Source organism: Streptomyces sp. NPDC003247 (genome assembly GCF_042888135.1).
Classification (GTDB): domain Bacteria; phylum Actinomycetota; class Actinomycetes; order Streptomycetales; family Streptomycetaceae; genus Streptomyces.
On the sequence record NZ_JBIAPF010000002.1, the window covers coordinates 1005177 to 1027654 of the forward strand.

At 72.3% G+C, this 22478-nt stretch carries 19 protein-coding genes; 10 read left to right on the top strand and 9 right to left on the bottom strand.

The features are described 5' to 3' along the window. Positions 1–31: 31 nt before the first annotated feature. The 4 genes from ACFYWQ_RS09435 (at position 32) to ACFYWQ_RS09450 (ending at position 3977) form a co-directional block, all read left to right on the top strand. On the top strand, positions 32–1114 hold the full coding sequence (locus ACFYWQ_RS09435; RefSeq protein WP_389514293.1) for a matrixin family metalloprotease: 1083 nt from the start codon (positions 32–34) through the stop codon (positions 1112–1114). A 130-nt stretch (positions 1115–1244) separates the two neighbouring features. Continuing rightward, positions 1245–1754 (top strand): MarR family winged helix-turn-helix transcriptional regulator, encoded by a 510-nt coding sequence (locus ACFYWQ_RS09440; protein WP_385061590.1) that lies wholly within the window; start codon positions 1245–1247, stop codon positions 1752–1754. A 110-nt stretch (positions 1755–1864) separates the two neighbouring features. Then, positions 1865–2203: a DUF3817 domain-containing protein gene (locus ACFYWQ_RS09445; RefSeq protein ID WP_389514295.1), complete on the top strand. Its 339-nt coding sequence runs from the start codon at positions 1865–1867 to the stop codon at positions 2201–2203. Positions 2204–2276: 73 nt separating this feature from the next. Then, the gene (locus ACFYWQ_RS09450; RefSeq protein ID WP_389514297.1) at positions 2277–3977 is read left to right on the top strand and encodes a methylmalonyl-CoA mutase; all 1701 of its coding nucleotides are present in this window, start codon (positions 2277–2279) and stop codon (positions 3975–3977) included. Between the two features lie 101 nt (positions 3978–4078). Here the strand turns inward: ACFYWQ_RS09450 and ACFYWQ_RS09455 are convergent, their stop codons facing one another. After that, on the bottom strand, positions 4079–4699 hold the full coding sequence (locus ACFYWQ_RS09455) for a TetR/AcrR family transcriptional regulator (protein WP_389514299.1): 621 nt from the start codon (positions 4697–4699) through the stop codon (positions 4079–4081). A 249-nt stretch (positions 4700–4948) separates the two neighbouring features. Between ACFYWQ_RS09455 and ACFYWQ_RS09460 the strand changes: the two genes are divergently transcribed. The 4 genes from ACFYWQ_RS09460 to ACFYWQ_RS09475 all read left to right on the top strand — a co-directional run bounded on the left by ACFYWQ_RS09460 (position 4949) and on the right by ACFYWQ_RS09475 (position 9369). Continuing rightward, on the top strand, positions 4949–5923 hold the full coding sequence (locus ACFYWQ_RS09460; protein WP_389514301.1) for a tetratricopeptide repeat protein: 975 nt from the start codon (positions 4949–4951) through the stop codon (positions 5921–5923). A gap of 647 nt (positions 5924–6570) precedes the next feature. Continuing rightward, positions 6571–7215 carry a DUF6230 family protein gene (locus ACFYWQ_RS09465; RefSeq protein WP_389514303.1) on the top strand — a complete coding sequence of 215 codons (645 nt, stop codon included), beginning with the start codon at positions 6571–6573 and terminating at the stop codon, positions 7213–7215. Positions 7216–7418: 203 nt separating this feature from the next. After that, a complete protein-coding gene (locus tag ACFYWQ_RS09470; RefSeq protein WP_389514305.1) occupies positions 7419–8003 on the top strand; it encodes a DUF6114 domain-containing protein in 585 nt (194 codons plus the stop codon). Continuing rightward, complete coding sequence (locus tag ACFYWQ_RS09475; protein WP_389514307.1) at positions 7993–9369, top strand: hypothetical protein; 1377 nt, start codon at positions 7993–7995, stop codon at positions 9367–9369. Before ACFYWQ_RS09470 ends, ACFYWQ_RS09475 begins: the two co-directional genes overlap by 11 nt. A gap of 48 nt (positions 9370–9417) precedes the next feature. Here the strand turns inward: ACFYWQ_RS09475 and ACFYWQ_RS09480 are convergent, their stop codons facing one another. From ACFYWQ_RS09480 to pta, 4 genes are all read right to left on the bottom strand, one after another. Continuing rightward, positions 9418–9819 (bottom strand): hypothetical protein, encoded by a 402-nt coding sequence (locus ACFYWQ_RS09480; protein ID WP_389514309.1) that lies wholly within the window; start codon positions 9817–9819, stop codon positions 9418–9420. A gap of 322 nt (positions 9820–10141) precedes the next feature. Beyond that, positions 10142–11575, bottom strand: coding sequence for a pyruvate kinase (gene pyk / locus ACFYWQ_RS09485; RefSeq protein WP_389514311.1), 1434 nt, complete (start codon positions 11573–11575; stop codon positions 10142–10144). A gap of 89 nt (positions 11576–11664) precedes the next feature. Next, positions 11665–12876 (bottom strand): acetate kinase, encoded by a 1212-nt coding sequence (locus ACFYWQ_RS09490; protein WP_389514313.1) that lies wholly within the window; start codon positions 12874–12876, stop codon positions 11665–11667. Next, a complete protein-coding gene (gene pta / locus ACFYWQ_RS09495) occupies positions 12873–14963 on the bottom strand; it encodes a phosphate acetyltransferase (RefSeq protein WP_389514315.1) in 2091 nt (696 codons plus the stop codon). The genes ACFYWQ_RS09490 and pta overlap by 4 nt, the downstream gene beginning before the upstream one ends. A gap of 226 nt (positions 14964–15189) precedes the next feature. Between pta and ACFYWQ_RS09500 the strand changes: the two genes are divergently transcribed. After that, positions 15190–16215, top strand: a complete 1026-nt coding sequence (locus ACFYWQ_RS09500) for an ATP-dependent 6-phosphofructokinase (RefSeq protein WP_389514317.1) — start codon at positions 15190–15192, stop codon at positions 16213–16215. Positions 16216–16269: 54 nt separating this feature from the next. Here the strand turns inward: ACFYWQ_RS09500 and ACFYWQ_RS09505 are convergent, their stop codons facing one another. Together ACFYWQ_RS09505 and ACFYWQ_RS09510 are read right to left on the bottom strand one after the other, a co-directional pair. Next, a complete protein-coding gene (locus tag ACFYWQ_RS09505) occupies positions 16270–18189 on the bottom strand; it encodes a tetratricopeptide repeat protein (RefSeq protein ID WP_389514445.1) in 1920 nt (639 codons plus the stop codon). A gap of 163 nt (positions 18190–18352) precedes the next feature. Continuing rightward, positions 18353–19213, bottom strand: a complete 861-nt coding sequence (locus tag ACFYWQ_RS09510) for a nucleosidase (protein WP_389514319.1) — start codon at positions 19211–19213, stop codon at positions 18353–18355. Between the two features lie 45 nt (positions 19214–19258). Between ACFYWQ_RS09510 and ACFYWQ_RS09515 the strand changes: the two genes are divergently transcribed. Continuing rightward, positions 19259–19834, top strand: a complete 576-nt coding sequence (locus ACFYWQ_RS09515; protein WP_389514321.1) for a hypothetical protein — start codon at positions 19259–19261, stop codon at positions 19832–19834. Positions 19835–20030: 196 nt separating this feature from the next. Here the strand turns inward: ACFYWQ_RS09515 and ACFYWQ_RS09520 are convergent, their stop codons facing one another. Further along, a complete protein-coding gene (locus ACFYWQ_RS09520; protein WP_389514447.1) occupies positions 20031–20699 on the bottom strand; it encodes a DUF977 family protein in 669 nt (222 codons plus the stop codon). Between the two features lie 95 nt (positions 20700–20794). Then, the gene (locus ACFYWQ_RS09525) at positions 20795–22444 is read right to left on the bottom strand and encodes an ATP-binding protein (protein ID WP_389514323.1); all 1650 of its coding nucleotides are present in this window, start codon (positions 22442–22444) and stop codon (positions 20795–20797) included. Positions 22445–22478: the final 34 nt, after the last annotated feature.

Below are 22478 nucleotides of genomic sequence, written 5' to 3' on the forward strand. Positions count from 1 at the left end.
CCCGATGGGCGGACCTTCGGGCGGAGGCGAAGTGACAGGTCGTCACGGGCCGGGACTGGCGGGCAGGGTCGTCGCGGCGGTGGTACTGGCGGTGTCGGTGGCAGTGGTGGGCGGCGGCGACGGACCCACGCGCGCGGGCGGTGAGGCGTCCACCCGCGCGGGCGGCGGCTGCGTCCTCGGGCGTGGCGCGCTGACCCCGGAGGACCTGCCCGCCGGGTCCTCGGTGCTCGACTGCGCGGCCGTCGGACGCCTCGTCACCCACGGGGGCGCCGGGGTCACGGTCCCCGAACCCGGCACCAAGGTCACCGTCGACGCCCTGTCGGTGGACGGCACGCGGCACGGCTTCACCCTGGAGGTCGCCGCCGACGGCACGGTCTCCTACGACTACGACCTGGAGGCCGGGGCGGGCGAGGCGGGCGAGGAGGGCGAGGCGGCCCCCGCCGCCCCGGCGTCGGAGGCCGGCGCCGGGGGGCACACCCGTGCCGCGGCCCCGGCCGCCCGCGCCGCCCGCCGCGCCCCCTGTGCCGACAGCGCGTACGCCGTCGCCGACCACAAGGAGTACGGCACCTACGACTGGTGGCTCGGCGACGATGCCCTGCCCGGCAATCTCTCCGCCGCCGAGGCCCGCCGCGCCTTCGAGGACGCCATCGGCGCGATCACCGGCACCCGCAACGACTGCGGGTTCGGCGACGCGGTGGCGGCCAGGGCCCTCTTCCACGGCCGCACCCATCACGAGGCGGACATCGACCAGCAGGCCCGCTGCGCGGCGCGGGACGGCGTGAGCGTCTGGGACGCCGGGAACCTCAGCGGCGGGGTCGTCGCCACGACCTGCTCGTGGAGCCGTCCGATGTCCGGCCGCCCGGACTGGCTCAAGGAGGCCGACGTCCGCTTCAACACCAGCCACTACACCTTCACGAACAACCCCACCGGCGACTGCACCGACGCCTACGACATCCGCAGCGTCGCCACGCACGAGGCGGGCCACGTGTTCGGCCTGGCCCACGTCGGCCCCGGTCACGAGGGGCAGACCATGTTCACGAACTCCTTCGCCTGCACCACGGACGCCCGCACCCTCGGCCGGGGCGACGTCCTCGGACTGCGCAACCTCTACTGAGGAACGCCCGAGGAACGTCGGAGGCGGGCCGTGCGGCCGGGGGGGGCGTCGGGGGCGGGCCGTGCGGCCGGGGGACCGAAAACCGAGACGGGGCTGACCGCGATATGACCGGCGGGTAGGGTCTGATGCCGTGCCCAAGCCGCTCAGCCTTCCCTTCGACCCCATCGCCCGCGCCGACGAGCTCTGGAAGCAGCGCTGGGGGAACGTGCCCTCCATGGCCGCGATCACCTCGATCATGCGTGCCCACCAGATCCTGCTCGCCGAGGTGGACGCGGTGGTCAAGCCGTACGGGCTGACCTTCGCGCGCTACGAGGCGCTGGTGCTGCTCACCTTCTCCAAGGAGGGCGAGCTCACCATGTCGAAGATCGGCGAGCGGCTCATGGTGCACCCCACGTCCGTCACGAACACCGTCGACCGCCTGGTGAAGTCGGGCCTGGTCGCCAAGCGGCCCAACCCCAACGACGGCCGCGGCACCCTCGCCACCATCACCGACAAGGGCCGCGAGGTCGTCGAGGCCGCCACCCGCGACCTGATGGCGATGGACTTCGGGCTCGGCGTGTACGACGCCGAGGAGTGTGCGGAGCTCTTCGCGATGCTGCGGCCCCTACGGGTCGCGGCGCACGACTTCGACGAGGAGTGACGGCCGTCCCGGCGGGTAGTGACAGGCGTCCGGCGAGGAGCGACCGGCACACCCCGGCGGCGGGCGACCCGGTACAAGATCTCCCGGAACGGGTGGTTACGCTCATCCGCATGAAGAAGAGCGTGCTGACCCGCTACCGCGTCATGGCCTACGTCACCGGTGTGCTGCTGGTCCTGCTGTGCCTGTGCATGATCGGCAAGTACGTGCTGGACGTCGACGGCGCCGCGGACGCCACCCGGGTCGTCTCCATCGCGCACGGCTGGCTCTACGTCGTCTACCTGGTCTTCGCCTTCGACCTGGGCTCCAAGGCGAAGTGGCCGGTCGCCCGACAGCTGTGGGTGCTGCTGGCCGGGACCATTCCGACCGCCGCGTTCTTCGTCGAGCGCAGGATCAGCCGCGAGCTGGAGGCCAAGGTCGCCGAGGACGCCCCGGCGGTCGCCAAGGCCTGACCGCCACCGCCGTACGGACCCGTGCGGCGGTCTCCCGTCGACATTTACTAGGACGTCCTAGTAAATTCGGAGCATGGACGCTGACGCCATCGAGGAGGGCCGCCGACGCTGGCAGGCCCGGTACGACGCCTCCCACAAGCGGGAGGCCGACTTCACCACGCTCTCCGGGGACCCCGTGGAGCCGGTGTACGGGCCCCGGCCGGGCGACACCTACGAGGGCTTCGAACGGATCGGGTGGCCCGGCGAGTACCCCTTCACCCGCGGGCTGTACCCGACCGGCTACCGCGGGCGCGCCTGGACCATCCGCCAGTTCGCCGGGTTCGGCAACGCCGAGCAGACCAACGAGCGGTACAAGACGATCCTCGCCAACGGCGGCGGGGGCCTGTCCGTCGCCTTCGACATGCCGACGCTGATGGGCCGCGACTCCGACGACCGGCGCTCGCTGGGCGAGGTCGGGCACTGCGGGGTCGCGATCGACTCCGCCGCCGACATGGAGGTGCTGTTCCGGGACATCCCCCTCGGGGACGTCACCACCTCGATGACGATCAGCGGGCCCGCCGTACCCGTCTTCTGCATGTACCTGGTCGCCGCCGAACGGCAGGGTGTCGACCCGGCCGTCCTCAACGGCACGCTCCAGACCGACATCTTCAAGGAGTACATCGCGCAGAAGGAGTGGCTCTTCCCGCCCGAGCCGCACCTGCGCCTCATCGGCGACCTGATGGAGTACTGCGCGTCCGGCATCCCCGCCTACAAGCCGCTGTCCGTCTCCGGCTACCACATCCGCGAGGCCGGCGCGACGGCCGCGCAGGAGCTGGCGTACACGCTGGCGGACGGCTTCGGGTACGTGGAGCTGGGGATCGGCCGCGGGCTGGACGTCGACGTCTTCGCGCCCGGGCTCTCCTTCTTCTTCGACGCGCACGTCGACTTCTTCGAGGAGATCGCCAAGTTCCGCGCGGCCCGCCGTATCTGGGCCCGGTGGATGCGGGACGTCTACGGGGCGCGGAGCGAGAAGGCGCAGTGGCTGCGCTTCCACACCCAGACGGCCGGCGTCTCGCTGACCGCCCAGCAGCCGTACAACAACGTCGTGCGCACGGCGGTGGAGGCGCTCGCGGCGGTCCTCGGCGGCACCAACTCGCTGCACACCAACGCGCTGGACGAGACGCTGGCGCTGCCGAGCGAGCAGGCCGCGGAGATCGCCCTGCGCACCCAGCAGGTGCTGATGGAGGAGACCGGCGTCGCGGGCGTCGCCGACCCGCTGGGCGGTTCCTGGTACGTCGAACAGCTCACCGACCGCATCGAGGCCGACGCCGAGAAGATCTTCGAGCGGATCAAGGAGCGCGGGCTGCGGGCGCACCCCGACGGACGGCACCCGATCGGTCCGGTCACCTCAGGGATCCTGCGGGGCATCGAGGACGGCTGGTTCACCGGGGAGATCGCCGAGTCGGCCTTCCGCTACCAGCGGGCCCTGGAGAAGGGCGAGAAGAGGGTCGTCGGGGTGAACGCCCACACCGGGTCGGTGACCGGGGACCTGGAGATCCTGCGGGTCGGCCACGAGGTGGAACGGGAGCAGGTGCGGGCGCTGGCCGCGCGCCGGGCGGCCCGGGACGACACCGCCGTGCGCGCCGCGCTCGACGGCATGCTCGCCGCCGCCCGGAGCGGCGCCGGCATGATCGAGCCGATGCTGGACGCCGTACGCGCCGAGGCGACCCTCGGCGAGATCTGCGACGTACTGCGGGAGGAGTGGGGGGTGTACACGGAACCCGCCGGCTTCTGAGGGCCCGAGGCGGCAGCCGATCCACTCCCTGCCGGGCCGCTAGTGCCGTGACCGGAGAGGTTTACCGGCTCGCGACGCCGCGGAGACCCATCAGAAGCGCCCTAGGCGGCGGCTCCCGCCAGTCCGAGCAGCAGCACGCGGGTGAAACCGCGCACCCACTCCTCGTCCGCCGGCTGTCCGCTCACCAGCGTGCGGTGCACCACCGCGCCCGCGACGACGTCGAAGATGAGGTCGACCGTGCGGGCGGCCTCTCCGGGATCGGGCTCCGGGGGGAGCTCGCCGCGGTCCTGGGCGCGGGCCCGGCCCTCCAGGACCAGGTCCTTCTGCGGCTCGACGATGGAGCAGCGGATGCGTGCGCGCAGGGCGTCGTCGCGGGTGGACTCGGCGACGACCGCCATCAGACCGCTCCGGGCCTCGGGGCGGGCGAGGATCGCCGCGAACTGCGAGACCACGCCCTCGACGTCGGCGGCCAGGCTGCCGCGGTCGGGGAGCTCCAGTTCGTCGAAGAGTTCCGCGACCGCGTCGACGACCAGTTCGTTCTTGCCGGCCCAGCGCCGGTAGAGCGTGGTCTTCGCGACCCCGGCCCGGGTCGCCACGTCCCCCAGCGTCAGCTTCGACCAGCCCAGCTCCACCAGCGCCGCCCGCGTGGCGGCCAGGATCGCGGCGTCCGCCGCGGCGCTGCGCGGACGTCCGGTGCGGCTGGCGGGGCTGCGGCTCTGCATGGCCCGACCCTATCCGGCGGGTTCCCCGCTCCCCAGGGTCGTGCCGCCAGTGAGGGAGATCACCGGGGACCGGTCCCGGGGAGGCCCCCGACACCATTACGCTACGACTCGTAGCGAAAGCCCGTGCCGGACGTGCGCGGGCCGCGGCCGCCCGGCGTGGGGGGCCGCGACCGCCTGGCGCGGGTGGGGACCCGGCGCACATTCGGGTTCGCTTTTCACGCACACGCGGGTACGGGGGAGGATAGACCCATGCAGCCACGGAACATGTCCATGAGCGGGGTCGTCGACCTCGCCGCGGTGAAGGCGGCCCAGGAGGCCAAGGCGAAGGCGGAGCAGGCGCGGGCCGAAGCCGCCCGGCAGGGCGGTACGGGTGCGGTGTCCCCCGCCGACCTCGTCATCGACGTCGACGAGGCCGGGTTCGAGCGGGACGTCCTCCAGCGGTCCGCCGAGGTGCCCGTCGTCATCGACTTCTGGGCGGAGTGGTGCCAGCCCTGCAAGCAGCTGAGCCCGGTCCTGGAGCGTCTCGCCGTCGAGTACGACGGCCGCTTCCTCCTCGCCAAGATCGACGTCGACGCCAACCAGATGCTGATGCAGCAGTTCGGGGTGCAGGGCATCCCGGCCGTCTTCGCCGTCGTCGCGGGACAGGCCCTGCCGCTCTTCCAGGGGGCCGCGGGCGAGGCGCAGATCCGCCAGACCCTCGACCAGCTGGTGGCCGTCGCCGAGCAGCGCTTCGGTCTGACCGGCCTGACCGTCGACCCCGACGCCGAGACCGGCGGCCGTACGGAGCCGGCCGAGGCGCCGGCCGGTCCGTACGACGCGCTGCTCGAAGCCGCCGTGCGGGCGCTGGACGCCGGTGACCTGGCCGGCGCGGTCCGCGCCTACCGGAACGTGCTCGCCGACGACCCCGGCAACACCGAGGCCACGCTGGGTCTGGCGCAGGCCGAACTGCTCCAGCGGGTGCAGGAGATGGACCCGCAGCAGGTGCGCAAGGACGCCGCCGACAAGCCGCAGGACGCGCAGGCCCAGATCGCCGCCGCCGACCTGGACCTGGTGGGCGGTCACGTCGAGGACGCCTTCGGGCGGCTCATCGACACCGTGCGGCGCACGGCGGGCGACGACCGGGACGCCGTACGGCGGCGGCTGCTGGAGCTGTTCGAGGTGGTCGGGCCGGACGACCCGCGGGTGGCCACGGCGCGGCGGGCGCTGGCCCGGGCGCTGTTCTGAGCCGGGCGGGCGGCCTGGTTCTGACCAGTCACTAAACGCCGGGGCCCGTGATGCCCGCGTGAAAGTTCTGTCGAAGATGGTCCCGTGCGGCCGCGCTTTGCTAAATCTTGGTAATCGCGGCCGCTGTTACTGGCAGTAAGTCGGGGCAGTGGGTCTGTCGGATTCTGTCCGCCGATCAACAGCTTTGTCCTGGGTGTGATGGCCACCGACTGTCGCCGCTCGAGACCTCCGGGTCGTTGTTCGGTTATCCGGCCGTTACTAGCCAGTAACGAACCCCCTTGTGCGGGCGGCGAGAATGCACCACGATCGGCCACGCTCGGTCCGTTCCCGTGCCCCGGCAGCCGGTTGGGTCAACGGGTTTTCCTGGGTCCCCACCGAGCAGAGCGGGCGGTAGTGACGCCGGCTCTTGGGCAGGGGGGTCTTCGCCACGGCGAAGCCTGTCCAGCAAGGTTGTGCGTGATGTGTGTTCAGGCGCGACCAGTGGTTGTCGCTCGGGGGTGATCGCCGGTGATCGGTGCGCGGTTCGCGCCTCCGAGGCGGGCGCTCTCCTTCCCGAGGACGTAGCACTTCTCCCATCCCTGCCCGGCCGAGCCGCCGCCTAGGGGGCGAGCCGGAGCCAGGAGATGTACGTCCGAGAAGGAGGAAATATGGAGTCCCAGGTGCGTGGCGGGACCAGATGGAAGCGGTTCGCCGTGGTCATGGTGCCCAGCGTCGCCGCGGCGGCGTGTGTGGGCATCGGTCTGGCGCAGGGTGCCCTCGCGGCGTCGTTCAGCGTCTCCGGCCAGCAGTTCAAGGTGACGGCCGGTCACCTGCACGGTGAGGGTTTCGCCCAGTACGGCGGCATCGACACCGTCTACACCTCGACCAAGGGCGATGCCAAGACGCAGGTTCCGGTCGCGGTCTCGTCGTTCGAGGACGCGACGATCACCAAGATGTGCCAGTCGGTCAAGACGGAGATCCCCCTCATAGGCAAGACGATCTACCTTCGTCTCGAGGCGGGCAACGACGAGAAGAACCCGGTCGTCGCCGAGAACCTCTACATCGACGTCGCCCAGCTCGACGCCGACGCGGAGTTCAAGAACATCGACATCGGCGTCGCGATCCAGGACAAGACCGAGGGTCCCGCCGTGAAGGCGGGCGAGACCGTGCTGCCGGGCGGCTTCGCCCAGCAGGCGGAGACGGCCGACCTGTACGGCGTGGAGCAGACGGCGTGGGCGACCACCGCCGGCACGTTCAAGCTCAGCGGCCTGTCCATGCGCCTCGGCACGGACGCCAAGATGGAGTGCTACTGACGGCTTCCGTCACCGGGGTGTCCCGGGGCGGCTGAGCCGCCCCGGGGGGTTCCGCCGGGGGCGGGGAAGCCGGTGCTTCTCCGCCCCGCGGGCCCGGCCCGGCCGGACGCCGGGCACACCCGCACCGTCTCAGACCTTCCGGCTTCTGCACGCGTACGGCCGAGCCGGTACGTACTTCCACCGGACCCAGGGAGCTGTTTTCCATGAGTGCCGAGACTCCGGACCAGAGCGCCGGGAGGTTCACCCGGCTGCGTCTGCGCTTCCGCGACTGGCGGGGCACCCGGCCCTTCTGGGCAGGCCTGTTCACCCTGCTCGGCGGACTGCCGATCGCCTACTTCCCGTACGCCACGCTCAAGCTGGGCACCATGTCGCTCGCCATGTCGACCACCGCGGGTGCCGGCTCGCTGATCATCGGCGTCCTGCTGGTCACGCTGGGCCTGACCATGTGGTTCCAGCAGGCCACCCGGGTCTTCGCCGGTATCGCCTCGATCCTCCTCGCGCTGGTCTCGCTGGTGGTCTCCAACATCGGCGGCTTCATCATCGGCTTCCTGCTGGCGCTGATCGGCGGGGCGCTCGCCCTCTCCTGGGTGCCCGGCAAGCCCACGGCTGAGGGCGCCGCGCCGCAGGGTGCCGGGACCGCTCCCACGACGGACGGCGCGCCGGAACCCGCGCCGGGAGCCGCCGCCGGTGAGCCGGGCCTGCCCCGCTCCTGGAACGAGCCGGCCGAGGGCGGCGCGCCGTACGGCGACGGGGCGAAGGAACCGAACGGGGTGCACCGTGTCGGCTGACGAGGCCCGCACCACCGGCCCGGCCTCCCCGGACCGGCCGAAGGGCACAGGGCGCCACGCGGCGCCGAAGAAGCCCCTGCTCACCCGGTTCCACATGCCGGCCGGCAAGGCGATAGCGATGGCGGCGATGCCCACCGCCGTCCTCATGGGCATGGGGTTCACGCCGACGCTCGCCGTCGCCGACGACCAGCCCACGGCGAACAGCAAGCTGGCCGACGAGTACCAGGCGTGCGTGACGGCCCTGGAGGGCGCGGACGCCACCGCCTCCGCGTCACCGTCCCCGTCGGCCTCCGGGAGCGACTCCGCGGACGACGCGTCGGACGCGGAGGACTCCCAGGACTCCCAGGGTTCCGGGGACTCCGAGGACGCCACGGACTCCACCAGCAAGGGGAGTTCGGCGGACGGCGGCTCCTCGTCGTCGGATTCAGGTTCCGACGACGAGGCCGAGCCCGCGCCGTCGGCGTCCTCCGAGGCCGCCTCCTCGGCGGACGGGACGGCGTCGTCCTCCGGTGCCACCGCGACGGCGAGCCCGTCGGCCTCCGCGACGGACAAGAACCTCCTGGAGACCATCGGCGACGCCATCACCGACCTCTTCGACGGCGACACCTCCGACGAGGCGACGACCGGTGCGAGCCCGTCGCCGTCCGCGTCCCCGTCCGCCTCGGCCTCCGCCGACAGCGGCACCTCCTCGTCGGAGCCGGACGCGAAGGACTCCTCCGGCGAGGGCGACTCCTCCGGCGGCACGGTCGAGGACACCACCGACGCGGTCACCGACGAGGTGAAGGACACCGCCGAGGAGGCGGCGGAGGACACCGAGGAGGCCGCGGACGAGGCCACCGACGGGGCCACGTCCTCGCCCAGCCCCTCCGCGAGCTCCACCACCGACGCGGAGGACTGCGTCGCCGCCACGGACGACGAGGGCGGCGTGGACAACAAGGTGCCGGTCGCGGACGACCCGTGGTACCTGGAGGCGAGTTCGCTGCTGCTCAAGGGCGCGGACTACCAGGGTGTCGTCGAGGTGAAGACGTCGAGCGGCACCACGAAGAAGGTGCTGAAGTACGTCATCTCCGGCGGCACCGACATCGGCGATCTGCACCAGCTGGTGAACGACGACAACTCCGGCAAGACGTACCACGTGCAGGCCGGTGAGGGCACGACCTCCACCATCCGCGACGGCGACACGATCATGTACACCGAGAGCATCTCGGGCAACCTGTTCGGCCTGGTCCCGATCACGTTCAGCCCGGACAGCCCGCCGCCGCTGAACATCCCGCTGATCTACTTCACCGACGTGAAGGTCACTCAGGCCGCCCAGTTCGGCGGGACGCTGCACATCCCCGGCATGCAGCTGTACACGACCGACTGACGCACCGCCCCCGGCGCGGATCCGTGCCGGGGGCACTCCCGTGGGTGGTCAGGCCACGACGTCGATGTAGTACGACGGTCCGCTGCTGCTTCCCTGTACCGGCGTGACGTACATGCGGACGGTCCGGCCCTCCTTGAGGTCACCGCCCAGCCAGCCGCTGCAATAGCCCGCGGCGTGACCTCGGGTGTCGACGATCCGGTCGGGCACCGTGTCGAAGTCGTAGTCGAGAGCGGTCTCGACGCCCCAGCCGTCGGCCTTGGTGTCGCAGGCCCGGATGGCGTCACCGGGGATCGAGCCGTCCGGGTCGGCGTTCCAGGTGCCGTACCCGGCGCCGCCGGCGGCGTTGATGGTCACCGTTCCCGCCCAGGCCTGGCCCTGCATGCCGGCGACCAGACCGATCGCGCACACCCCCGTCGCCAACGCCCGCGTCACCGTTCTCCGGGACCTCATGGCCTTTCCCTCCCCCTTGCCGGCAGGCTCGCGCCCGCCGTACGCATCGCTCGGCACCACCGGGACCGCACGCAACGGATCACCGCCAGGGGAGGAGACTCTCATGAAACGATCATCTTTGACAGGGTGTTGATAGTTTGCGGCCCCTTCTGTGTAGGGCCCCTTCGGTGCCGGGCCTCTACGGTGCCGGGCCCCTTCGCTGTCGGGCCGCTTCGCTGTCGGGCCCGTCCCGTGCCGGACAGCCGAAAGGGCGCGCCCCTGTCGACAGGGGCGCGCCCTCAGCGCGGTACCGCCGTACGAGACCCCCGCGCGGGGGGACCGCTCAGTTGCGGGAAGAGCCCTCGCCCAGGTGGTGGACGCGGACCATGTTGGTGGTGCCGGGGACGCCGGGCGGCGAACCGGCGGTGATGACGACGACGTCGCCCGGCTCGAAGCGGTGCAGCCGGGTGATCTCCTGGTCCACCAGGTCGACCATCTCGTCGGTGCTGTTCACGAACGGCACGACGTGCGACTCCACGCCCCAGCTGAGCGCCAGCTGGTTGCGGGTGCCCTCGTCCGTGGTGAACGCGATGATCGGCTGGGCGGCGCGGTAGCGGGACAGACGGCGGGCGGTGTCGCCGGACTGGGTGAAGGCGACCAGGCCGCGGCCGCCGAGGAAGTCGGCGATCTCGGCGGCGGCGCGGGCCACCGAACCGCCCTGCGTGCGCGGCTTCTTGCCGGGGACGAGCGGCTGGAGGCCCTTGGAGAGCAGCTCCTGCTCGGCCGCGGTGACGATCTTCGACATCGTCTTCACGGTCTCGATCGGATACGCGCCCACGCTCGACTCGGCGGACAGCATGACCGCGTCGGCGCCGTCCAGGATCGCGTTGGCCACGTCGGAGGCCTCGGCGCGGGTCGGACGGGAGTTGGTGATCATCGACTCCATCATCTGGGTCGCGACGATCACCGGCTTGGCGTTGCGCCGGCACAGCTCGATCAGGCGCTTCTGCACCATGGGGACCTTCTCGAGCGGGTACTCGACGGCCAGGTCGCCACGAGCGACCATCACGCCGTCGAACGCCATCACGACGTCCTCCATGTTCTCCACCGCCTGCGGCTTCTCCACCTTGGCGATGACGGGGACGCGGCGGCCCTCCTCGTCCATGACCCGGTGGACGTCGGCGACGTCCTTGGCGTCCCGGACGAAGGAGAGCGCGACCAGGTCGCAGCCCATGCGCAGCGCGAACCGCAGGTCGTCGATGTCCTTCTCGCTGAGCGCGGGCACGTTGACGGCCGCGCCGGGCAGGTTGATGCCCTTGTGGTCGGAGACGACGCCGCCCTCGATGACGATCGTCCTCACCCGCGGGCCCTCGACGTCCAGGACCTTCAGCTCGACGTTGCCGTCGTTGATCAGGATCTGGTCGCCGCGCGAGACGTCCCCGGGCAGGCCCTTGTAGGTGGTGCCGCAGATCTGCTTGTCGCCCGGCACGTCCTCGGTGGTGATGACGAACTCGTCACCCCGCTCCAGCTCGACCGGGCCCTCGGCGAAGGTCTCCAGGCGGATCTTCGGGCCCTGGAGGTCGGCGAGGACGCCGATGGCGCGCCCGGTCTCCTTGGACGCGGCACGGACCCGGTCGTACCGGCCCTGGTGCTCGGCGTGCGTGCCGTGGCTGAAGTTGAAGCGGGCCACGTTCATGCCGGCCTCGATCAGCGACACGAGCTGGTCGTGGGAGTCGACCGCGGGGCCGAGAGTACAGACGATTTTCGAACGGCGCATGGGACGATCCTATCGGTTTGTTTCGCCGCGGAATATTCCGTCTGGCGGAAGATACAAATGAGGTGGCCGGCGCTCAGTTGCTTTCCTGCTCAGTTCGTGTTTTCGACCAGTGCGTACGTCTGCGTCGCGATCTCCAGCTCCTCGTCGGTCGGCACCACGGCGACCTTCACCCGCGCGTCCCCGGGCGAGATCAGCCGCGGCTCGTCACTGCGTACGGCGTTCAGTTCGCCGTCCACCGCCAGGCCCAGGGTCTCCAGGCCCGCGACGGCCGCCTCCCGCACCGGCGCCGCGTTCTCGCCCACCCCCGCGGTGAACGCGATCGCGTCCACCCGCCCGAGGACGGCGTAATAGGCGCCGATGTACTTCTTCAGACGGTGAATGTAGATGTCGAAGGCGAGCTTCGCCCGTTCGTCGCCCTCGTCGATGCGGCGCCGGATCTCCCGCATGTCGTTGTCGCCGCACAGGCCGATCAGTCCGCTCTTCTTGTTGAGAAGAGTGTCGATTTCGTCGATGGACATTCCGCCAACACGCGCCAAATGGAAGATGACGGCCGGATCGGCGTCCCCGGAGCGGGTCCCCATCACCAGGCCTTCGAGCGGCGTCAGTCCCATGGAGGTGTCGACGCACCGCCCGCCCCGCACGGCCGACGCCGACGCCCCGTTGCCCAGGTGCAGCACGATGACGTTCACCTCCTCGGGCGCCCGGCCCAGCAGCTTCGCCGTCGCCCGGGAGACGTAGGCGTGCGAGGTGCCGTGGAAGCCGTAGCGCCGGACGCGGTGCGCGTCGGCGGTCTCGACGTCGATCGCGTAGCGGGCGGCCGCCTCCGGCATCGTCGTGTGGAAGGCGGTGTCGAAGACGGCGACCTGGGGCAGGTCGGGGCGCAGGGACAGCGCGGTACGGATGCCGGTCAGGTTGGCCGGGTTGTGCAGCGGCGCCACGGGGATCAGCCGCTCGATCTCCGCGAGCACGGCGTCGTCGACGACGGTCGGCTCGGTGAAGCGCTTGCCGCCGTGGACCACCCGGTGCCCGATCGCGGCCAGCTCGGGCGAGTCCAGCCCGAGCCCGTCCTGGGCCAGCTCCTCGGCCACGGCCTTCAGCGCGGCGTCGTGGTCGGCGATCGGCCCGGTCCACTCACGGGAGTCCCCGCCCAGGGCGAGGGGCGTGTGCTTGAGCCGGGAGGTCTGCTCACCGATGCGCTCCACGAGCCCGGCGGCCAGCCGGCTGCTGTCCCGCATGTCGAGCAGCTGGTACTTCAGCGACGAGGAGCCGGAGTTGAGGACGAGGACACGGGTGGGACTCACTGGGCGGTCGCCTTCTCGCTCGGGGACTGTGCCTGGATCGCCGTGATGGCGACCGTGTTGACGATGTCCTGCACGAGGGCGCCCCTCGACAGGTCGTTGACCGGCTTGCGCAGACCCTGGAGCACCGGCCCGACGGCGATCGCGCCGGCCGAACGCTGCACGGCCTTGTACGTGTTGTTGCCGGTGTTCAGGTCGGGGAAGATCAGCACGCTGGCCTGGCCGGCCACCTCCGACCCGGGCAGCTTGGTCGCCGCGACCGACGGTTCCACGGCCGCGTCGTACTGGATCGGCCCCTCGATCATGAGGTCGGGACGGCGGGCCCGGACCAGCTCCGTGGCCTCCCGCACCTTGTCGACGTCGGCCCCGGAACCGGACGTGCCGGTGGAGTACGACAGCATCGCGATCCGCGGCTCCACACCGAACCGGGCGGCGGTCGCCGCCGCCTGGATGGCGATGTCGGCGAGCTGCTCGGCGTTCGGGTCGGGGTTCACGGCGCAGTCGCCGTAGACGAGGACCTTGTCGGCCAGGCACATGAAGAACACGGACGAGACGATGTCGGCGTCCGGCTTGGTCTTGATGATCTCGAACGCGGGCCGGATGGTGGCGGCCGTGGAGTGCACCGAGCCCGACACCATGCCGTCGGCGAGGCCCTCCTGCACCATCAGCGTGCCGAAGTAGTTCACGTCGGAGACCACGTCGTACGCCAGCTCCACCGTCACGCCCTTGTGGGCGCGCAGCCCCGCGTACCGCTCGGCGAAGTGGTCGCGCAGCTCGCTGGTGGCCGGGTCGATCAACTGGCAGTCGCCCAGGTCGATGCCGAGGTCGGCGGCCTTCTTGCGGATCTGCTCGACGGGCCCGAGCAGGGTGAGGTCGCAGACGCCGCGGCGCAGCAGCACCTCGGCCGCGTGCAGCACCCGCTCCTCCGTCCCCTCCGGCAGCACGACCCGGCGCCGGTCGCAGCGGGCCTGCTCCAGCAGCTGGTGCTCGAACATCATCGGCGTCACGCGGTCGCTGCTCGGCGCGGAGACCCGCTTCAGCAGGTCGGCCGTGTCCACGTGCCGCTCGAAGAGACCGAGGGCGGTCTCCGCCTTGCGCGGGGTGGCCGCGTTGAGCTTGCCCTCCAGGGAGAACAGCTGCTCGGCCGTCGGGAAGCTGTTGCCGGTCACCGACAGCACGGGGGTACCGGGGGCGAGCCGGGCGGCCAGGGTCAGGACGTCCCCGCTCGGCACCTCGCCGAGGGTGAGCAGCACACCGGCGATCGGCGGGGTGCCGGCGCTGTGCGCGGCCAGCGAGCCGACGACCAGGTCGGCCCGGTCGCCGGGGGTCACCACCAGGCAGCCCGGGGTCAGCGCGTTCAGGAAGTTCGGCAGCATCGCGCCGCCGAAGACGAAGCCGAGCGCGTCACGGGCGAGCCCGGAGTCGTCACCGAGCAGCACCTTCGCGCCGAGCGTGTGCGAGACCTGCGCGACGGTCGGCGCGGACAGGGCGGGCTCGTCGGGGATCACGTGGCAGGGCACCGGCAGCCGGCCCGCGAGCCGCTCCGCGATCGGGTCCCGGTCCTGGCGGGCGACCCGGTTGGCGACCATCGCGATGACGTCGCAGCCCAGCCCCTCGTACGCCCGGTGGGCGTTGCGGGTCTCGGCGAGCACGGACTCCGCGGTCTGCCCGCGGCCGCCGACGACACCGATCACGGAGGCGCCGAACTCGTTGGCCAGCCGGGCGTTGAGGGACAGCTCGTCCGGGAACTGGGTGTCGGCGTAGTCGGTGCCCAGGACGAGGACGACGTCGTAGGCGCGCGCGACGCGGTGGAACCGGTCGACGAGCGTGGAGACCAGCTCGTCCGCGCCCCGCTCCGCCTGGAGGACGGACGCCTCGTGGTAGTCCATGCCGTAGACAGTCGCCGGGTCCTGGGACAGCCGGTACCGGGCGCGCAGCAGCTCGAACAGACGGTCCGGTCCGTCGTGGACGAGGGGACGGAAGACGCCCACCCGGTCGACCTGCCGGGTCAGGAGCTCCATGACCCCCAGCTCGACGACCTGACGGCCGTCGCCGCGGTCGATCCCGGTCACGTACACGCTGCGCGTCACGCGTGCTCTCCGTTCCTGTCGGTTCCTGTCGGTGGCGGTCGCCGTCGGCGGGTACCCGCGGCACGGCACCTGCCGGTACACAAAAATCGCCCACCGGGGTGAGCGGGATTCTCTTGACAATACCCCCGTCCGCGGATAAGGCGCCCGTCAAGAGACAGTCTCCTCGGCGGCATGAAACAATCGGTGTGGCTCACCGGCATCAACAGCGAGCAGGAGACACAGCACGATGCGTATCGGAGTTCTCACCGCAGGTGGCGACTGCCCCGGGCTGAACGCAGTGATCCGGTCGGTCGTGCACCGAGCGGTCGACAACTACGGCGACGAGGTCATCGGCTTCGAGGACGGCTACGCGGGACTGCTGGACGGCCGCTACCGCGGCCTGGACCTCAACGCCGTCAGCGGCATCCTCGCCCGCGGCGGCACGATCCTCGGCTCCTCCCGCCTGGAGCGCGACCGGCTGCGCGAGGCCTGCGAGAGCGCCGGCGACATGATCCACGACTTCGGCATCGACGCGCTGATCCCGATCGGCGGCGAGGGCACGCTGACGGCGGCGCGCATGCTGAGCGACGCCGGGCTGCCGGTGGTCGGCGTCCCGAAGACGATCGACAACGACATCTCCTCCACGGACCGGACGTTCGGCTTCGACACGGCGGTCGGCGTCGCCACCGAGGCGATGGACCGCCTGAAGACCACGGCCGAGTCCCACCAGCGCGTGATGGTCGTCGAGGTGATGGGCCGGCACGCGGGCTGGATCGCCCTGGAGTCGGGCATGGCGGCCGGCGCCCACGGCATCTGCCTGCCGGAACGCCCCTTCGACCCGGCGGACCTGGTCAAGATGGTCGAGGAGCGCTTCGCCCGCGGCAAGAAGTTCGCCGTCGTCTGCGTCGCGGAGGGCGCCCACCCCGCCGACGGCACCATGGACTACGGCAAGGGCGAGATCGACCAGTTCGGCCACGAGCGCTTCCAGGGCATCGGTACGGCGCTGGCGTACGAGCTGGAGAAGCGGCTCGGCAAGGAGGCCCGCCCGGTCATCCTCGGCCACGTCCAGCGCGGCGGCACCCCCACCGCGTACGACCGCGTCCTCGCCACCCGCTTCGGCTGGCACGCCGTCGAGGCCGCGCACCGCGGCGAGTTCGGCAAGATGACCGCGCTGCGCGGCACCGACATCGTGATGGTGCCGCTGGCGGAGGCGGTCACCGAGCTGAAGACCGTACCGAAGGACCGGATGGACGAGGCGGAGTCGGTCTTCTAGGAGGGCCGGTCGGAGGGGCGGTCGGACGCCGTCCCGGGACTGCGGGCCGTACGGTCACGACGGGCCGGCCGGCCGGGTGGCCAGGGACCGGACGTGAGCGGCTTCGGCGGGGGCGTCGGTGCGGGTGAAGGCGTCGGCTGCCCGCAGATAGGCCTGACGGGCCTCGGCGAGGTCGCGGGCGTCCTCATGGGCGCCGGCGAGGGTCCTGAGTGTCTGCCCGGCTCCGTACAGGTCGTCGAAGGCGTAGCAGATCTCCAGGCTCTTGCCGTACGCCTCGATGGCGTCCGCCGTGCGGCCCGCCTTGCGCAGCGCGTTGCCGAGGTTGTGCCACGAGGTGCCCTCGCCCAGCCGGTCTCCCAGCTCCTGGCAGATCTCCAGGTCCTTGCGGCAGGCCTCGACGGCCTCCTCCGCACGGCCGACCGCCTCCAGCGCGATGCCGAGGTTGTTCCACGCCGTGCCCTCGTGGTGGCGGTCGTCGACCGCCCGGAACAGGTCCCGGGCCCGGATGTGGGCCTCGATCGCCTCCTCCGTCCGTCCCGCCTCCCTCAGGCAGCCGCCGAGGTTGTTCCACGCCATGCCCTCGTGGCGCAGGTCCCCTTCCAGCCGGAACAGGTCCCGGGCCCGGATGTGGGCCTCGGCGGCCTCCTCCACCCGCTTCAACCCCCACAGGGCGTTGCCGAGGTTGTTCCACGCACCGGCCTCCTGGAGCCGGTACCCGACGCGGTGGGCGGCTTTCTGCGCCGTCCCGGCAACGGTGATCCAGTCGTCGAAGTACCTCCGCCAGTTCAGATAGGTCGCCAAGCAGTCGGCCAGCCATACCGCAGAAGGGGCGAACCGTGTCTCGGTCGCCCACCCCACCGCCGCCACGAGGCCCGCCCGCTCCGTGTCCAGCCACGCCAGCGCCTCCTGACGACTCGCGAACGGCAGTCCCGACTGCCCTTCCGGCAACCACCGCAGCCGGGCGTCGGCCGCGTCGGCCCACCGCCGGTAGAACTCGAGCACCCGCGCGCGGGCGGCCACCCCCTCCCGGCTCGACTCCGGGTCCGCCGCCACCACCCCCGCACCGAACGCCCGCACCAGGTCGTGCACCCGCCACCGCACCGGAGCGTCCCCGCCGACGGCGGCCCGTGACGGGGTGATCAGATGGGTGGCCGCCAGATGCTCCAGCAGCGCCACCGCGTCACTCACGGCCAGGTCGGCCAGGGCGGCCACCGCCTCCGTGCCCGTCTCCGCACCGGGGGCGAGGCACAACAGCCGCAGCAGCCGCGCCTGTTCGTCCGGCAGCCGGGCGTACGAGGTCTCCAGGACGGGGCGCAGGACGAGCGAGCGGCCGTACAGGTCCGTCCCGGGGCGGCCCTTGTCGAGGACGGCCGTCGCGTCACCGGCCGCCCGGATCTCGGCCACCAGCGTCGCGACGTCCCGGTGCCTGCGCCTGCGCAGCATCGCGGCCGCGATCTGGAGGGCCAGGGGCAGATGACCGCACAGGTCGGCCAGTTCGCCCAACGCGTCCGGCTCCCGCTCCGGACGGTCGTCGCGTTCGTCGGCGTCGTGGAGTGCCCGGGTCAGGAGAGCGACGGATTCCTCGGCCTCCAGGGTCTCCAGGTCGACCAGCCGCACGGGAAGGGCGTCCGGCCGGTCCCGGGAGGTGATGAGGACCCGGTGGTGATCGGTGCCGGGCAGCAGCTCGCGGAACTGCTCCGGGTCCGACGCGTTGTCCAGGACCAGCAGCATCCGGCCCGGCCGCCCGGCGAGGAGGACGCGGTAGGTGTCGTACTGTCCCGTCGGGGTCGTCGGCAGGTCGGGCCCCCGCACACCCAGTGCGTCCAGCAGCGCCAGCACCGCCTGGTCGGCGGTCACCGGATCGTCGTCGTACCCCCGCAGATCCACGAACAGCGTCCCACCGGGGAACCACCCCTTCCCGCACGCCCGGTGCGCCGCCTCCACCGCCAGCGCGGTCTTGCCGATGCCGCCCATGCCGGTGACGGCGGAGATGAGGACGGGGCGGGTGTCGTCGTCGGCCGTGGTGGGCGCCAGACAGGAGAGCAGGCGGTCCAGTTCCGCCGCCCGGCCGGTGAAGCCCGGCGGCCGGGGCGGCAGGACGGCCGTCGCCCGGGGCACCGGGCCGTGGACGGTCTCCCTACGGCTTTCCGGCCTGCTTGCCGACGACCGGCCCGTGGAAGGTGCCGCCCCGGAAGTCGATGTGGTCCCCGCCGTACGTGTCCCCGCCGCCCGAGCCGCGTTGGGGACCCTCCTGGGCGTCGGAGGAGCCGGCCCGCGGACGGTGCTTGCGCAGGACCGCCACCGCGACCTTCGCCGCCTGCGCGGCGGCGAGTTCCTGGGAGCCTCCGGCGTCCGCGTCGGCCTTGTCCCCGTCGGCGAGGTCGCTGATGCCCCGGATGACCAGGGCCGGCGACTGGCCGCTCAGATGTGCCGCGTGCGCCGCGCCGGAGCCCTCCATCTCGATCGCGGCGGCGTCGTTGTAGTGCTCGCGCAGGTGCTGGGCGATCTGCGACTCGGCGTCGGCCAGGACGACGTCCCCGGAGGCGATCGGCTTGAAGTGCGGCCGGACGTCCGTCATGTCCCGCACGGCGGAACGAGCCGCCTGGACCAGGGCGTTGGAGGCGCGCCAGGCCTCGGGCCGGGAGAGGAAGCCCTGGGGGGTCCACTTGCCGCCGTGGACGGCGTACGCCTTGGTGCCCACGACGACGTCCCCGACCACGATGTCGTCCTTCAGGCTGCCCGCGATCCCGACGAACAGGACGGCCTGCGGGCGGAGCCAGTTGATGATCTGCGTCGTCATCGCGGCCGCGTTGTCCACCCCCTCGCCCAGCTCGGCGAGCGCCACCCTCCAGGGCGTGCCGTCCAGTCGGCCGATCTCGACGCGGGTCCCGTCCTCGGGGTGGACGTCCTCCTCGCGGTCGGTGATGTGGGCGCGTACGGCCGCGTACTCGAGCGCGAGCGCGGTGAGGACCACGACAGTGGGTTTCGTCTCCGGCACCCCTTTAAGGTACTGCCAGATCCATCGGGGGAAGGGGCGCTTGCCGTGGCAGAACAGGACGTCACCGTCGGGCAGTTGCTGCTCGCCGAGTACCAGAGCGTCAAGGACGAGCAGAAGGCGCGGATCGGGTTCCGGGACAACCTGCTGTACGTGACGCTGGCCGTGGTGGCGGCGGTGATCGCCGCCGCGGCGCAGGCGAAGCAGACGCGGATGCTGCTCGCCCTGCCGCCGGTGTGCGTCGTGCTGGGGTGGACCTACCTGGTCAACGACGAGAAGATCTCCGCGATCGGGCGGTACGTGCGGGGCGATCTGGGGCCCCGGCTCGCCGGACTGGCCGGGCTCACCGGTGCGGCGGAGGCCTTCGGATGGGAGAGCTTCCACCGCAACGACGCCCGCCGGTTCTCGCGCAAGCTGGTGCAGTGCGTGGTGGACCTGCTCGCGTTCTGCGTCGTGCCGTTGGGCGCGCTGGCCGTGTACTGGGCCGGAGGCGATGTCACGCCGGGACTGCTGGTGCTGTCCGCCGTGGAGGCGGGGGCCGTGGTGGCACTGGGGGTGTACGTCGTGCGGTACGCGGTGCCGTTCGGGGGCGGGAGCGGGAACGGGCTCGGCGGCGGGGGGTGAGCCGGCCACGGGGGACGAGCGGGCGACGCCGTACCGGTCGGTGCCGGCGCACCGCGTGCCGGTCACCTCACGCGATCGGTTGCCCCGGCCTCGGGGCCCGGCTGGTGCCGCCGGCCGGCTGACGCCCGTCCGTGGAGGCCTACGAGCTCCTCGGCCTCGCCCTGAGGATCGCGGACCCGGGGAGCGGCCGAGGCGTTCACCGCCCCCGAACCCACCGGTACACCAGCTCCGGCCTCCCCACCTGCCCGTACAGCGGCTTCCGCACCGCCTGTCCCGCCTCCACCAGGTGCTCCAGGTACCGGCGCGCGGTGATCCGCGAGATGCCCACGGCCTCGGCGGCCGCCGCCGCGGTCAGGCCCTCCTCCGCCTCCCGTACGGCGCCCACCACCCGCTCCAGCGTCGGCCCGCTCAGCCCCTTGGGCAGTGCCGCCGGTCCCGGGGCGCGCAGGGCGGCCAGCGCGCGGTCCACCTCGTCCTGGCCGCTCGCCTCGCCCGCGGCCGCCCGGAACTCCGCGTACCGCACCAGGCGGTCCCTCAGCGTGGCGAAGGTGAACGGCTTCAGGACGTACTGCACGACGCCCAGCGACACGCCCTCGCGCACCACCGTCAGGTCCCGCGCCGACGTCACCGCGATCACGTCCGCGCGGTAGCCGGCGGCCCGCAGGGACCGGGCCAGTTGCAGTCCGTGGCCGTCCGGCAGGTGCAGGTCGAGCAGGAGCAGGTCGACCGGTGTGCGGTCCAGCAGGCGCCGGGCCTCCGCACCGGTGTGGGCCTTCCCCACCGCGACGAACCCCGGCACCCGTCCGACGTACAGGACGTGCGCGTCGGCGGCCACGGGGTCGTCCTCGACGACCAGGACACGGATCGGTTCCTCGCCGGTCCTGCCCGTCCCACCGGTCCCACCGGTCCCACCGGTCCCACCGGTCCCACCGGTCCCACCGGTCCCACTGGTCCCGCCCGTCACGTCCGACCCCCCGGCACCCGTGCCGCGCCGGACGCCGTCCGCAGGGGCAGCCGTACCGTGAACTCCGCCCCGCCCCCGTCGGCCCCCGCCACCGACAGCGTGCCCTCGTGGCGGTGCACGGCCTGGCGGGCCAGGGCGAGGCCGAGGCCGCGCCCGCCGGGGCCGGCCGGCTTGGTCGAGAAGCCGCGTTCGAAGACCTGGGAGGCGTGCGCGGGGTCCACTCCCGCCCCCGTGTCCGCCACCCGGAGGACCAGCTCCCCGTCGCCGGGTCCGGTACGGCCCTCCGTCGACGCGGTCACCGTCACCCGCGCCGGCACGCGGCCCTGGGCGGCGTCCACGGCGTTGTCGATGAGGTTGCCGAGGATGGTGACGAGGTCGCGGGCGGGCAGCGACCGCGGCAGCAGCCCGTCGTCCAGGCCGCTCTCCCGGGAGACCACCAGCTCCACGCCCCGCTCGTTGGCCTGGGCCGTCTTGCCCAGGAGCAGGGCCGCCAGCACCGGCTCGCTGACCGCCGCGACCACCTGGTCGGTGAGGGCCTGGGCCAGTTCCAGTTCGGCGGTCGCGAAGCCGGCGGCCTCGTCCGCGCGGCCCAGCTCGATCAGCGAGACGACCGTGTGGAGCCGGTTCGCCGCCTCGTGGGCCTGGGAGCGCAGCGCCTGGGTGAAGCCGCGCTCCGAGTCCAGCTCGCCCATCAGGGACTGGAGCTCGGTGACGTCGCGCAGGGTGACCACCGTGCCCCGCCGTTCCCCGCCGGACACCGGGGAGGTGTTCACGACCAGCACCCGGTCGGCGGTCAGGTGCACCTCGTCCACCCGTGGTTCGGAGGCCAGCAGCGCGCCGGTCAGCGGCGCGGGCAGCCCGAGGTCGGCGACGGAGCGGCCGACGACCTCCTCGGAGACCCCCAGCAGCTCGCGGCCGCCGTCGTTGATCAGCGCCACCCGGTACTGGCCGTCCAGCATGAGCAGGCCCTCGCGGACCGCGTGCAGCGCCGCCTGGTGGTAGTCGTGCATACGGCTCAGCTCGGCCGCGTTCATGCCGTGGGTGTGGCGGCGCAGGCGGGCGTTGATGACGTAGGTGCCGACCGCGCCGAGGACCAGCGCGCCGGCCGCGACGCCGAACAGGGCGGTGACCTGGTCCGAGACCCGCCTGCTGATCGCCTCCACCTTGATGCCCGCGCTGACCAGGCCGACGATCCGGTCGTCGTCGTCCCGCACGGGGGTGACCGCGCGGACGGACGGGCCGAGGGTGCCGGTGTAGGTCTCGGTGAAGGTCTCGCCCTTCAGTGCCCGCGCGGTGTTGCCGCGGAACCGCCGTCCTATCTCGTCGGTGTCGGGGTGCGTCCAGCGGATGCCGTCCGGGCTCATGATCGTGACGAAGTCGACCTCGGTGTCGTGCATGATCCGCGTCGCGTACGGCTGGAGCTCGGCCGTGGGGTCGGCGGTGCCGATCGCCTCCCGCACGGAGGGGGCGTCGGCGACCGAGCGGGCCACGGCGGTGGCCTGGCGGCTCGCCGCCCCCTCGGCCTGGGCCCGGTCGCTGACGTAGGTGAACAGCGCGCAGCCCGCGACGACCACCGCGATGAGCACGGCCTGCATGGCGAACAGCTGGCCGGCCAGGCTGCGGGGTCGGGGGACGGGGAGGCGCATGCCGTCAGTGTGCCCCTGACCTCGGGCGTGAACT

Excerpts from the sequence above, each read along its gene's own strand:
- ACFYWQ_RS09445 (WP_389514295.1), top strand. The coding sequence starts at position 1,865 with ATGAAGAAGAGCGTGCTGACCCGCTACCGCGTCATGGCCTACGTCACC.
- ACFYWQ_RS09450 (WP_389514297.1), top strand. The coding sequence starts at position 2,277 with ATGGACGCTGACGCCATCGAGGAGGGCCGCCGACGCTGGCAGGCCCGG.
- ACFYWQ_RS09455 (WP_389514299.1), bottom strand. The coding sequence starts at position 4,699 with ATGCAGAGCCGCAGCCCCGCCAGCCGCACCGGACGTCCGCGCAGCGCC.
- ACFYWQ_RS09460 (WP_389514301.1), top strand. The coding sequence starts at position 4,949 with ATGCAGCCACGGAACATGTCCATGAGCGGGGTCGTCGACCTCGCCGCG.
- ACFYWQ_RS09465 (WP_389514303.1), top strand. The coding sequence starts at position 6,571 with ATGGAGTCCCAGGTGCGTGGCGGGACCAGATGGAAGCGGTTCGCCGTG.
- ACFYWQ_RS09470 (WP_389514305.1), top strand. The coding sequence starts at position 7,419 with ATGAGTGCCGAGACTCCGGACCAGAGCGCCGGGAGGTTCACCCGGCTG.
- ACFYWQ_RS09480 (WP_389514309.1), bottom strand. The coding sequence starts at position 9,819 with ATGAGGTCCCGGAGAACGGTGACGCGGGCGTTGGCGACGGGGGTGTGC.
- pyk (WP_389514311.1), bottom strand. The coding sequence starts at position 11,575 with ATGCGCCGTTCGAAAATCGTCTGTACTCTCGGCCCCGCGGTCGACTCC.
- ACFYWQ_RS09500 (WP_389514317.1), top strand. The coding sequence starts at position 15,190 with ATGCGTATCGGAGTTCTCACCGCAGGTGGCGACTGCCCCGGGCTGAAC.
- ACFYWQ_RS09505 (WP_389514445.1), bottom strand. The coding sequence starts at position 18,189 with ATGGGCGGCATCGGCAAGACCGCGCTGGCGGTGGAGGCGGCGCACCGG.
- ACFYWQ_RS09525 (WP_389514323.1), bottom strand. The coding sequence starts at position 22,444 with ATGCGCCTCCCCGTCCCCCGACCCCGCAGCCTGGCCGGCCAGCTGTTC.